The following is an 11884-nucleotide window of genomic DNA, read 5'->3' as shown; positions in this document are numbered from 1 at the left end:
TTACTTATTTAACTGTTTAGTCCACTCTAACTTATACACGAACATTAGAGAAAGCGTTCAATAAGTATGAATTGATTTCTGCTTTTAACTTTTCCATACGTCCAGATTTTGTCTCAATATTTGAAAGACCTAATGCATACTGTTCAAGCTTGTGAAAATCCGTTTTTCCTTCGATAATTTCTTTACCGATTCCTTCAGAAAAGCTGGAATAGCGATCCGATATAAAGTTCTCAAGTACACGGTCTTCAAGCATCTGATGTGCAGCCTTTAAGCCGATTGCAAAGCTGTCCATTCCAGCAATATGTGCATGGAATAAATCTTCAGGATCAAAAGAGTTTCGACGAACTTTTGAATCGAAATTCAGACCACCTTTTCCAAGTCCATCATTCTTAAGAATCTCATACATCGCAAGGGTTGTCGCATACAAATCCGTTGGAAATTCATCTGTATCCCATCCAAGCAGCGTATCACCCTGATTCGCATCAACAGAGCCCAGCATTCCATTGATTCGAGCGGTATGAAGTTCATGTTCAAAGGTGTGCCCAGCAAGCGTTGCATGATTAGCTTCAATATTAAATTTAAAATGATCCTGCAAATCATAGTTTTGTAGGAATGATAGAGATGTTGCTACATCAAAATCATATTGATGTTTAGACGGTTCTTTTGGTTTTGGTTCAATGAGAAATTGTCCAGTAAAATTAATTTCGTTCGCATAATCAAGCGCCATGTGAAAGAAACGCCCAAGATTATCAAGCTCAAGCTTCATATCTGTGTTGAGCAACGTTTCATACCCTTCACGTCCACCCCAGAAAACATAATTCTCTGCGCCAAGCTCTTTCCCAACTTCTAGGCCTTTTTTTACCTTAGCAGCTGCATAAGCAAACACATCTGCTTCAGATGTTGTCGCAGCACCATGTGTAAATCGCGGATGCGTGAACATGTTTGCCGTATTCCATAGAAGTTTAGTAGAGCTTGTCTTCATATAATCCTTTATCATCGATACAATTGTATCAAGGTTGTCATACGATTCTTTAAGTGTTTCTCCTTCTGGTGCTACATCTACATCGTGGAAACAAAAGAAAGGTGCGTCAAGCTTATCAAACAATTCAAAAGCCGCTTCTACTCTTGCTTTCGCTTGATCCATGCCGCTATATTCACTCCAAGGACGCAGCATTGTTCCAGCCCCAAATGGATCTGCTCCATCTGCGGTAAACGTGTGCCAGTATGCGATCGAAAAGCGAAGATGCTCTTTCATCGTTTTATGACCAATTTTTTCGTCAGGATTGTAATATTTAAATGCGAATGGATTGGAAGACTGCGCTCCCTCATACTGAATGCGGTTAATATTGTTGAAATACGCCATAATATATTCCTCCTTGAGTATAATTAAAGCTTCTAATAACGATTTTCTCACTTTATAAGTTAACTCTGAACTTCCTGTCAAGCTACTTTCGATTCTGATTAATCGTGTTTCACAGAATCAATTATGTAACTGCTTTCATAATGAATTATAGCACCACTCTGTTAGTTTGTCTATTAGATAAACAAAGATTTAAGAACACGTTATTGTTCTTACTAAGTTAAGGTTATTTCACCACATCGACTCTTCTTCATTCGTTACCTTATAAAAGAAAGGCAAAAGTAATAACACTATCAAGCTCGTGGTGATCTCAATAGCTATAATGATTGGGAACTTAATCCCAACTAACACTAGAGGCAACCAGAGCATCGCAACAAAGGTCGGAATGATCGATAAATTATTTCTTGAGTCACGTGTTATATACTGCTTGCCTCGGCATTTTGGACAAGTGATTGCTTTCTTAAATGTAAACATTGAAGCGAACGTCTCTTTCCACGTCCATTTCTTGTGGCATCGTTGACAAATTGCCATTACTATCACTCCCTACTCTTTCTACGATTTAGAGGCGATTGTGGTTTCACGGTTCAAAAAAAGCTGAACCAGATGGCTCAGCTCTTTTTGAAAACGATACTATTCTTCATCTGAAAGGGTATTTATGATAATCCTGACCGAGTCACGTATACTCGTAAATGGGAAGCCGGTATGTGCAGAGTGATGGAGTGTCATCTCGAAAGTAGGTGGCACATGTACGAAGCCCGCTGGAATATCAAGCCCTTTTTGTTCGAGTGCATAGAGCACGCTATACATCACGTTGTTACACAAATACGTTCCTGCGGTATTTGAAATCTCTGCTGGAATGCCATTTTGTACGAGTGCGTCGGTCATTTTTTTAATAGGAAGCGTTGAGAAATAAGCAGCTGGTCCCCCCTCAACAATTGGTTGATCAACCGGAGCATTTCCTGAATTATCTTCCACACTGTCATTCACATTGATCGCAATCCGCTCAGGCGTTACCTTCGTCCGATCTGCTGCAAGTCCCAGCATAATGAGGGCAATCGGTTCGCATTGCTCAATATACTCAATCAACATTTCCGATGCCCGTTCGTAGTCTACTGGCAGGACTCGTGAAATAACCTCAAACCCTCCAACTACTTCTTCATCAAATTCTCTAACGATTTGCTCGGTTGGATTATGACGATGTTCAAGAAAAGGTTCAAATCCAGTTAAAAGCAACTTGCTCATCCAATTCTCCCCTTTCACATAGTAGTAAGAGTCCAAGACAGGTGCAGACTAGTTTGCATACTGTTCTATTACCTAAAAGGATGAATTTCAACCTTGAATTTTTAGTAAATTTCTACCATAGCGTAGTGAGTAGCGTCACTGGCGTCACCGGTAACGGGTCTGTCCCCCACCCCTTTAAAGCAGAGATTTATCTACTTAAATGAGAATCACCGTCATATAGACTATTAGCACTATTTCAAAGGAAAGTGATTCATTAACAGAGGACGGAGTGAAATGATTGATTCATAAGCTCATAGGGAACACCATTAAAAACAGAACTGGTGGTGTAACCTTTGGGCTATTTCTTACTTCTTATTCTTTCACTCGCAATCCTCATTTTTCTGATCCGAGTGCCGTTAACAGAACGATTTCCACCTGCCATTCGCAAAATGGGAGTGATCTTTCTCGGAGCAATCTCGCTCGTATTTCTTGCGTTACTGATTTCTTCGTTTATCTAAAAGTGGGGGTCAGGCGCAAGCCTGACCCCCACTACACTACCGCATTAATAAAGTGGAACTTCTATCAGGGAAATATAACAGCGTTTGTTAAGTCAATATGTTCCACTTCTTCTCGGCTATTGATCAACCAATTTCCATTACTCTTCACTAGCTTATAGTGAAAAGCACTTGAAGTAACTTCTGTTCTAACGTTTTGATCACCTGGTTCATGGTTAGCGGAATCCATTGTAATGAGAACATCTACCTCTGCCACTTTCCCTGAAGAATGGATCACGAGACTATCCATATCAAATGCAGCTTCTAGCACCTCTCCCGTGAATGCCCCATTATTTTGTCTAACGGAGACAAAGCGATCTTCGAAATAGGAATAAAGCTCTGGCGTCAGGTTCGTAAAATAACTGGTGTCCAGATGTTCATATGCATTAATCCAATCTCTCAAATACGTATTCACTGCCTGAATAATTGGTTCAGATTGATTAACGCTGGCAAATACCTCTGTCGTTTCAGATGGCACTTCCTTCTCGATTACAACCGGTTCTGGCTCACTATAATCAATTGCTAAATAGACATCTTCCCCCTCCAAACGGACTGAAGGACTTTTCACAACACCTACTTCAAACGTCTTTTCAACGTGCATGACAACAGATCCGTCGATTGGAAAAGGTCCAATTTCGCCTGTTTCCCCCACCGTATTACCCGTACCTTTTCCATTAATAAATAGAACAGCATCTTCATAATTAGAATTCGGAGATACATACGCCCCATTCACAGGAAGATCGATTTGTTCTGTTTCCCCAGGGTATATTAATTCGACTTCGGCTTCTCCCCGCATCTTATACCCTTCATTCTCTAGTTCTGCTTTTAACTGATAGAAGCCAGGTATGAAAGGGCCTGTTTTCTTCGCAGTACCATTAAATTCGCCAGCTTCTTCCTCATTAACAAAAAGGGTTGTATCTGGAAACTGCGTGTACACCTCTACGTAAATTGGAACAGGTGTGATCGCGTAATTATTGAATATCAAAAATGTTTTTCCCTCTTCTACTAACTTCATTTGAATAAGTAAGTCTTTATTAGGTTTCACGTATTCATGATCCTTTAAAGCCTTCGCTTGACGCTCAAGATCTTGAATAAGAAGCATACGCTGCTCGGGATGATTCTTAATTAAATTCGTAAAACTTACGATTTCTGACTTATGTGAGAGAATGGGATTCACATGAGTGACCATCGTGGCCATCTCATCGTAATCCTCCTGCATCATCGCCTCTCGAAACCGATCAACTGTGCGCTCAGGAGATGATAGTACTCGTAACGTGTAGAAACTTCCACCCAAAATAATAACCAGCGCGACTACAATCATTACCCAGATCCCCCATTTTCCATGGCGTACCTGGTCTGATTTCGTTACCTGACGTCCGCATTTCACACAAAATGCACTGGTCTCTTCCCTGCTACAGTACCCACACCAATTCATTCTCCCACCTCCTGCCATTATTCCAAATCATATGGCAGAAATTACTATTTATGACCTCTTTTTCATACGATCTTCTTATGCACTTTTTTAACATGTATAGTGACTTTTTACATAACTATGAAAAAGTACACGCTAAAAAGGGGGGACGGTCATGTCTGATTTACAGACCAAAATTGGTGGAGGGTTATCCAAACTTCAAGACGGCTTACAGCAAGGGAAAAACAAACTTCAAACTGCACAGGAGGTATCTCAGCTTAAAAAAACCGCAAGTGACGCTGCTACAAATCGATCAAAAATTATCAATCAGCTCGGTGAACTTGCTTATCGTCTCGTAAGGAAAGGCGAAGTTCAGCATTCTGAACTAAATGAACAGGCTCAGCGCGTTCAACAATATGATCTAGAACTCTATCAGGCGAACAAAGCTCTAGAAATGCAGCTACGAAAAGAATCTAGCGGTCAGGCTTGTGAGTGCGGAGCCACTGTTAGCGACGAAGATAGCTTTTGTGGAAGCTGTGGAAGCAAGGTACAAACTTCTGAAGCACCAACTTCAGTTCCTATCAGATCATGCTCACTATGTCAGGAAGATGTCCCTCAAGCCGCTCTATTTTGCGGTTGTTGTGGGGCTAAAAATGGGTAGGAGGCGTTTACAGCATGTATTGCAGAACCTGCGGTAACGAGGTTCCATTTGGAGATAATTATTGTCCGTTCGATGGGACATTTCAGCAACATGATCAGCAACCACATGTAACCACAGAAATTACCCCGAAATTCTGTTCTGATTGTGGCACTTCTAATACAGGTGAGCACCTTTATTGCATCCAGTGTGGAACATTCCAATTAACCTTTATCCCATTTAGATATGAACGTGTTAAAGAAGCGGCTGATCCAACTAAAACACTTCCAGACCTAAACCGCATCAACAAAAGAATGGCTATACTTTGCGCCTTTCTTGCATTTTTAATGGTGGGGATCGCGTCACTTCTCTTTGCAGAAGGGTTCCAGGAGCAAGCAGTTGCCTTTCAAGAAACCTTTGAAGAGAACACGGGCCTCGCCCCGGATGACGTCGTGAATAGTTTTTATTTCGATTACAGTGGGGAAAGCTCTGTAATTCCAACTGATCCTTTCATCGGAATGACCGATTACTGGATGTCAGCGCATCTGCTCAATTCCAAGCTTTCGTTTGATCTACAAGCAGGACCTGAAACATTTACCGGTGGCGTACACATACAGTCAGGAGCACTGATCCTTTTACTCCTTCCAATCGCCGCCCTGCTGGTGACGGGCTATTTCTACGGTAGAAGAAATGATCTTGATACACAGCAATATTGGATATCCTCCCTCTTGATCGGAGTCATTTACGGTGGCCTAACAGCCATTATTGCGCTATTTGCAGGTTTTTCATTCGATGGATCGGTAAAAGAAGAACTGATGACAGCAAGTTTAGCGATTGAAAATAGTTATCCTTTTTTTAGAGCACTACTTGTCGGATTTTTAATCGGAACGATCTTTTCCTTTATGGGAATTTTATTTGGCAGCGGGACTATGAAATCACTTACGTCCTCCCCACTTAAAGAAGGATTACGAACAATCCTTATTGGAATCTCAACCTCTATCGTGATCACGGTTTTTCTGCTCTATCGCTATATAACGGACACCGAAGTGGCCTGGCTAACCTATGAAACCATGCCGGCTAGCGTCTTCATCATTATCGCTGTCCAGGGTGGCTTGCTTCTCTGGAACGTCCTTAACCTCTCTCCACTAACCATCGAAGTGAACGGAATCGGTGAAAATATGCAGGTCATTTACTCGATTTTATCTGGCCTCAAAATAGATTCCAGTGACCCTTTGTTTACACTGGCATTCAGTGATCCAGGAAACCTGAAGTATTTGTTAGTCGGATTACTGATTCCGATCACTCTCTTTATCTGGTCAGGATATCGTCTCCAGCAGCAAGGTCCCATTCAATTTCATCGAATGGTGCTGTTTGGTTTTATTTACGCGTTTCTCATCGGATTACTTACAGCAGGGACGAATACTGGATTTGAGTTTTACGGAAGAGACATGATAGAAACGATGAGCTTCACAGATATCCCTTCTCTTTTCATAGGGTTCTCTTTCATTAGCACTTTCTTCAAATGCTTTATCTTCTCAACACTACTCGCCATCGCGGGGGCTTATTGGAAGAAAGTAAGGGGTCAGACACGTGTCTGACCCCCTTTTTCAATCGTCATACCCTCCTGGATTACTCTGATGCCATCTCCAGGCGTGCTCAACAATTTGGGAAAGTTCCGGATAAACGGGGTTCCAACCAAGCTCATTGATCGCATGTGCTGATGATGCAATGAGAATAGCAGGATCTCCTGCTCTGCGAGGAGCAGTTTCAGCCTTTATCTCTTTTCCAGTCACACTTCTACATGTATCAATCACTTCTTTCACCGTGAACCCTTTTCCATTTCCAAGATTGTAGATTCCACTTTCATTCGTTTCCTTCATCTTTTTCAGTGCAAGGTAATGAGCCTGCGCAAGATCAAGAACATGGATGTAATCACGCACACACGTCCCGTCCTTCGTATCATAATCATTTCCAAAAATGGACACTTTCTCACGTTGACCAAGTGCAGCCTGGAGAACGATCGGAATTAAATGAGATTCCGGATCGTGGTCTTCGCCAATCCTTCCCTCAGGATCTGCACCAGCTGCGTTAAAATAACGAAGTGAAACTGACTTAAAGCCGTATGCATCATCACACCAGCGAAGCATTTTCTCGATGGCAAGCTTTGTTTCTCCATAAGGATTCGTCGGTTTTGTAACGTCATCTTCTTCGATTGGTATCCGTTCTGGATTACCATATGTTGCCGCTGTCGACGAAAAGACGATGTGCTTCACATTATGTTCCACAAGCTTCGACATAAATGCCTGCGAACCCGCCACATTATTCCGATAATATTCGAGTGGATTCGTAACACTCTCTCCTACAAGTGAACTTGCCGCAAAATGAACCACAGAATCGATCGAATGATCCGCAAAAATTTGATCAAGCACTTTGCCATCTGTTAGGTCCCCTTTGTAAAACGGAACATCAAGCACTGCCTGTTCGTGCCCTTTCGATAAATTATCCAATACTACTACTTCTTCGTCCATCTCGCGTAAATACAGAACGGTGTGGCTCCCAATATAACCGGCGCCTCCTGTGACCAAAATCGCCATCATTATCCCTCCATTTTGTAAAATCAGGGTCGAATCCCCTCGTTATTTCCCGGAAAATACTACTTACTTCGAACGAAGCACATGAGCTGCGAGTGGAGCTAAAAGCATCTCCCCTGAAAACTCCTTATGTGATACAGGATCGACCCACGTTCCCTCCGGAAGCGTCAATGTACCTGCTTCTTCAGTTGAATGGTTCACAACACTCAAGAAAACGGATTCATCAGCCCCAGTACGCGTAACTGCTTCAATGTTATCGCCTGAAGAGGCCATAATGCCTACACCTTTTTCTTTAAATATATCCAAATACAGTGCATCCATTAGTTCATTATCAAGCGCAGAACCGATATAATAAAAGTTTCCTTTACCAAATTGATTCATCGTAACCGCCGCCGTTTTTTCATAGAAGCAGTTACGTTATTCAGCAAGTACTTCAGCTGTCGTTGGTTCAACGAGATCACACCAGGTCCCAGGTCGAAGCAACTGAGTTCACACCGGAAACAGCACCTCTAACTCCTTCAACCGTATTGCATTGGCCAAGTTGAAGCGACTCATATTCGTTAATTCCCACTCCTGCAAGCTCTCGAAGAACACCAGGAAGGGTATCTCCCACAACAAAATTATTCTGTTCCTTCACACCGGAACGATAGGACAAAATCACCGTTCCGCCTTGCTTAGCAAAACGCGAAATCTTCTCGTTAACCGTTGATCAGTCAGGAAATAAACCGGTACAACAAGCACTTTATACCTATCAAGGTTGCTTTCCTTCGTAACGATATCCGTCATCGCATTCAAATGGTGAGCTGGACTATAGAAACGAAGGAAGTCTCGCTACACGTCACTATTTACCGTATAATGCCGTCTGGCTCCAAAAGAAATAACCGTCCCATTCGGATCAACCGGCAAAATGTCAGGGTACTTCTGAACCATCCACGCAGGTGGCGTTGCCGTTGGGATCCCAAGAACAACCTTGATGTCATTCGCCGTCAAAAGCTCAATCGCTTCATCGTACAACGAAAAATCATACTTTCCTTCTTCAGGATCCATTAACTGCCAGCCGAACTCGGCAATCCGAACAACGTTTACACCAAACTCTTTCATCAGTCGAACACCTTCCGTCTATCGCTCTTTCGGCCACTGCTCCGGGCAATAATCAACGTCAATATACATATCATCAGCTCCTTCTGTATCAATACTATTGCGTGAAACTAAGGATCAGAGTGGTTGCTTCATCCTCCTCTGATCGTTGGATCTTTAGGGACAATTGCCCCCACTTAAACGTCTTAATTGACCTACATTCCTGAGCTGGTGGGTTACTTAAAGAAGCCAGCCAGATGCCGGCCAGTAGGATTATTTTTCAGTTAAGTACGTGTTCAGAGCAACTGTAAATCGATCAAACGCCGCCTGGCCGGAAGGATCCCGCTTGAAAACTCCTGCGTGACTTAGAATGTCAGAGAATACTAACCCCACTTCATCACGTAAACGCGATGCGACGTTCACTTCCGTAAACTCAGTGTACTTTTCTAAAAGCCCTTCCGCCCATGTTGCATGCTTCCTAATCCGATCATCCTTTTCAATGCAGCTAATCGGATCATCAGAGAGAAAACATTCTCCTAGAAGCTGAAGCTCTTCTTGTAGTCTTCCCGGTAGCACCGCAAGCCCCATTACTTCAATTAAACCAATGTTCTCTTTTTTAATATGATGAACCTCTGCATGGGGATGAAAAAGCCCCATCGGATGCTCTTCTGTCGTACGATTGTTCCGAAACACAAGATCAAGTTCAAATAATGTCCCATTTCTCCGTGCGATCGGTGTAATCGTGTTATGGGGTTCATCACCCGTAAACGAACGAATGTTAGCATCTTCGTCACTGTACCCCTTCCAGAAATGGAGAATGCCATCAGCTAATTCTGCTAGATCTTCTCTGTTTTCACCCTGCAACCTGAGAACAGACATTGGCCATTTCACAATTCCTGCTCTCACATGAGAATAAGTCGAAAGTGAAACAGAACGCTCCATTTCTGCTTTCGCCATCGGTAAATCGTGTTTGCCACCCTGGAAATGATCATGACTCAGAATCGAACCACCTACAATTGGTAGATCTGCATTCGACCCGATAAAGTAGTGTGGAAACTTCATTACAAACTCAAGCAATCTGTCAAACGTTCCACGCGAGATTTTCATCGGCTCATGCTCCCCATATAACACGATCGCGTGCTCGTTGTAGTAAACGTAAGGAGAGTACTGTAAATACCACTTTTGCGCTTCAAGCGTCACAGGAATAAGGCGAAGATTCCGTCTTGCAGGATGATTGGCGCGTCCCGCATAGCCGACATTTTCTTTACAAAGCAAGCATTCCGGGTAACCGCTTGCTTTTACCTTTTTGGCTGCCGCAATCGCTTTTGGGTCCTTCTCTGGCTTGGAAAGATTAATGGTTATTTCCATATCGCCATAGTCAGTAGAGGTTAGCCAGTCTTCATTCTTCGCAATTCGATCGGTGCGAATGTAATGAACACCTTTTGAAAACTGGTAAAATTCTGCCGTCGCAGCTTCTGGGCCTGTTTCCTTATACGTCTTTTCGAACTGATGCACTACACCTGAAGGTCGCTCTGTTAAACAGCCCATCAGTTTCGTATCGAGTAAATCACGAAATGTAACAGTGTTTTCTACTAATCTCCCATTTCGGGAAGCCCAGTCGAGGATGTTTTCTAGTATCTCAACTGGACTTTCTGGAATATCAGGATGCTTTTCCACGCCTTGATACTCATCTAACTCGAGTACATCAAGAAGCTGATTTCGAGCGTACGCCAGGTCCCATTCACTGATGAGCTTTTTCTTTATCCCGTAACGGAGGAGACGATCGATTTCGTGATAGATGACAGTCATGGTTTCTTTCCACCCCTCTAAAAATTACAGTGCTTCAGTTATGTGATTTATTTCTCTTGCACCAGCACCTATTTCAACCACGTAAAATTCAGGTAATAATCCAGTTTTCTTTTTATATGTGTTTGCTGTGTTTGTTTGAAATGCTTCGAGGTAACAATTTTCGACAATGCTAATTGTGCAACCACCAAATCCCGCCCCGGTCATACGTGAGCCTATCACGCCATCTTCTGCCCAAGCAGCTTCAACTAACGCATCAAGCTCAAAGCCAGTTACTTCATAGTCATCTCGTAAAGAAATGTGCGACTCATTCATCAGCTGACCAAAAGCATTAATATCTCTTGCCTTCAAACGCTTTGCCGCTTCAATCGTGCGAGCGTTCTCATAAACCGCATGTTTTGCCCGCTTTTTATCAACATCATTTGTTATGATGTGCTTATGTGCTTCAAATGCTTCAATTGTTAAATCACCGAGCGATTGAATGCTGAGGTGATCCTGCAGCTGTGAAAGTGCGCGCTCGCACTCAGACCGGCGTTCATTGTACTTAGAGTCCGCGAGCCCCCTTCGTTTGTTTGTATTCGCAATAACAAGCGAGGCATCTTTTAGTTCAACAGGACTATAGCTGTAATCGAGAGTATTACAATCAAGAAGTACAGCGGAATTTTCTTTCCCCATCCCAATCGCAAATTGATCCATGATCCCACAGTTCACACCAATGAATTCATTCTCTGCACGTTGGTTCATTTTCACCATCTCAACCATGTCGACGTTTAGCTCGTTTAATTCATTTAGTAACACAGACGTTGCAAGTTCGATCGAAGCAGATGAAGAAAGACCGGCACCGTTCGGGATATTTCCGAAATAAAGGACGTCAAATCCGCTTACAGAAAAGCCCTGTTGCTTAAAGATCGACACGACCCCTTTAGGGTAATTCGCCCAATCGTGCGCTGCTTCATAGATCAGATTTTTCGCATCAACTTCAATGACGCCCTGTGATGCAAAGTTCATCGAGTAAAAACGAAGCAAAGAATCATCTCTTTTTCTAGCGACAGCATACGTCCCAATACTCAGTGAGCATGGAAAAACATGGCCGCCATTATAATCTGTATGTTCACCAATCAGATTGACACGCCCTGGCGAGAAAAAGCTTCTGAGACTTCCACCCTCTCCAAAAACTTTTGAAAATTGTTCGAATAACGCTTTCATATTAATCACCCAACCTCATTT

12 protein-coding genes and 1 pseudogene are annotated in these 11884 nt (G+C 42.7%); 3 read left to right on the top strand and 10 right to left on the bottom strand.

Annotated elements, in window-relative coordinates:
* Positions 1-31: 31 nt before the first annotated feature.
* The 3 genes from xylA to pcp form a co-directional block, all read right to left on the bottom strand.
* Positions 32-1363 carry a xylose isomerase gene (xylA, locus tag ABFG93_RS14445; protein ID WP_347548724.1) on the bottom strand — a complete coding sequence of 444 codons (1332 nt, stop codon included), beginning with the start codon at positions 1361-1363 and terminating at the stop codon, positions 32-34.
* A gap of 228 nt (positions 1364-1591) precedes the next feature.
* A complete protein-coding gene (locus ABFG93_RS14440; protein ID WP_347548723.1) occupies positions 1592-1891 on the bottom strand; it encodes a TIGR04104 family putative zinc finger protein in 300 nt (99 codons plus the stop codon).
* A gap of 99 nt (positions 1892-1990) precedes the next feature.
* Positions 1991-2602, bottom strand: a complete 612-nt coding sequence (gene pcp / locus ABFG93_RS14435; RefSeq protein ID WP_347548722.1) for a pyroglutamyl-peptidase I — start codon at positions 2600-2602, stop codon at positions 1991-1993.
* A gap of 332 nt (positions 2603-2934) precedes the next feature.
* Between pcp and ABFG93_RS14430 the strand changes: the two genes are divergently transcribed.
* Positions 2935-3099 (top strand): hypothetical protein, encoded by a 165-nt coding sequence (locus ABFG93_RS14430; protein ID WP_347548721.1) that lies wholly within the window; start codon positions 2935-2937, stop codon positions 3097-3099.
* 64 nt (positions 3100-3163) lie between these two features.
* Here the strand turns inward: ABFG93_RS14430 and ABFG93_RS14425 are convergent, their stop codons facing one another.
* Positions 3164-4570: a zinc ribbon domain-containing protein gene (locus tag ABFG93_RS14425; protein ID WP_347548720.1), complete on the bottom strand. Its 1407-nt coding sequence runs from the start codon at positions 4568-4570 to the stop codon at positions 3164-3166.
* A gap of 151 nt (positions 4571-4721) precedes the next feature.
* Between ABFG93_RS14425 and ABFG93_RS14420 the strand changes: the two genes are divergently transcribed.
* Entirely contained in the window at positions 4722-5207 is a 486-nt protein-coding gene (locus ABFG93_RS14420) for a zinc ribbon domain-containing protein (RefSeq protein ID WP_347548719.1), read from the top strand.
* 14 nt (positions 5208-5221) lie between these two features.
* Positions 5222-6781 (top strand): zinc ribbon domain-containing protein, encoded by a 1560-nt coding sequence (locus ABFG93_RS14415; protein ID WP_347548718.1) that lies wholly within the window; start codon positions 5222-5224, stop codon positions 6779-6781.
* A 9-nt stretch (positions 6782-6790) separates the two neighbouring features.
* Here ABFG93_RS14415 and galE read toward each other — a convergent pair whose 3' ends face one another.
* The 6 genes and pseudogenes from galE to ABFG93_RS14385 form a co-directional block, all read right to left on the bottom strand.
* On the bottom strand, positions 6791-7777 hold the full coding sequence (galE, locus tag ABFG93_RS14410; protein ID WP_347552854.1) for a UDP-glucose 4-epimerase GalE: 987 nt from the start codon (positions 7775-7777) through the stop codon (positions 6791-6793).
* Positions 7778-7840: 63 nt separating this feature from the next.
* Positions 7841-8155, bottom strand: coding sequence for a hypothetical protein (locus ABFG93_RS14405; protein WP_347548717.1), 315 nt, complete (start codon positions 8153-8155; stop codon positions 7841-7843).
* 76 nt (positions 8156-8231) lie between these two features.
* Positions 8232-8560 (bottom strand): annotated as a pseudogene (locus ABFG93_RS14400) (beta-galactosidase trimerization domain-containing protein).
* 45 nt (positions 8561-8605) lie between these two features.
* On the bottom strand, positions 8606-8875 hold the full coding sequence (locus ABFG93_RS14395; RefSeq protein ID WP_347548716.1) for a beta-galactosidase: 270 nt from the start codon (positions 8873-8875) through the stop codon (positions 8606-8608).
* 249 nt (positions 8876-9124) lie between these two features.
* Positions 9125-10660: a UDP-glucose--hexose-1-phosphate uridylyltransferase gene (gene galT / locus ABFG93_RS14390; protein WP_347548715.1), complete on the bottom strand. Its 1536-nt coding sequence runs from the start codon at positions 10658-10660 to the stop codon at positions 9125-9127.
* Between the two features lie 24 nt (positions 10661-10684).
* Positions 10685-11863: a galactokinase gene (locus ABFG93_RS14385; RefSeq protein WP_347548714.1), complete on the bottom strand. Its 1179-nt coding sequence runs from the start codon at positions 11861-11863 to the stop codon at positions 10685-10687.
* Positions 11864-11884 lie beyond the last annotated feature (21 nt).

The sequence above is a fragment of the Pseudalkalibacillus hwajinpoensis genome (assembly GCF_039851965.1).
GTDB classification, from domain to species: domain Bacteria; phylum Bacillota; class Bacilli; order Bacillales; family Guptibacillaceae; genus Guptibacillus; species Guptibacillus hwajinpoensis_E.
The sequence above is the reverse complement of the archived record's forward strand: the minus strand, read 5'-3'. Positions and strand labels throughout refer to the sequence as shown.

Excerpts from the sequence above, each read along its gene's own strand:
- galT (WP_347548715.1), bottom strand. The coding sequence starts at position 10,660 with ATGACTGTCATCTATCACGAAATCGATCGTCTCCTCCGTTACGGGATA.
- ABFG93_RS14440 (WP_347548723.1), bottom strand. The coding sequence starts at position 1,891 with ATGGCAATTTGTCAACGATGCCACAAGAAATGGACGTGGAAAGAGACG.
- ABFG93_RS14405 (WP_347548717.1), bottom strand. The coding sequence starts at position 8,155 with ATGAATCAATTTGGTAAAGGAAACTTTTATTATATCGGTTCTGCGCTT.
- ABFG93_RS14420 (WP_347548719.1), top strand. The coding sequence starts at position 4,722 with ATGTCTGATTTACAGACCAAAATTGGTGGAGGGTTATCCAAACTTCAA.
- ABFG93_RS14395 (WP_347548716.1), bottom strand. The coding sequence starts at position 8,875 with ATGAAAGAGTTTGGTGTAAACGTTGTTCGGATTGCCGAGTTCGGCTGG.
- pcp (WP_347548722.1), bottom strand. The coding sequence starts at position 2,602 with ATGAGCAAGTTGCTTTTAACTGGATTTGAACCTTTTCTTGAACATCGT.
- galE (WP_347552854.1), bottom strand. The coding sequence starts at position 7,777 with ATGGCGATTTTGGTCACAGGAGGCGCCGGTTATATTGGGAGCCACACC.
- ABFG93_RS14415 (WP_347548718.1), top strand. The coding sequence starts at position 5,222 with ATGTATTGCAGAACCTGCGGTAACGAGGTTCCATTTGGAGATAATTAT.
- xylA (WP_347548724.1), bottom strand. The coding sequence starts at position 1,363 with ATGGCGTATTTCAACAATATTAACCGCATTCAGTATGAGGGAGCGCAG.
- ABFG93_RS14385 (WP_347548714.1), bottom strand. The coding sequence starts at position 11,863 with ATGAAAGCGTTATTCGAACAATTTTCAAAAGTTTTTGGAGAGGGTGGA.
- ABFG93_RS14425 (WP_347548720.1), bottom strand. The coding sequence starts at position 4,570 with ATGAATTGGTGTGGGTACTGTAGCAGGGAAGAGACCAGTGCATTTTGT.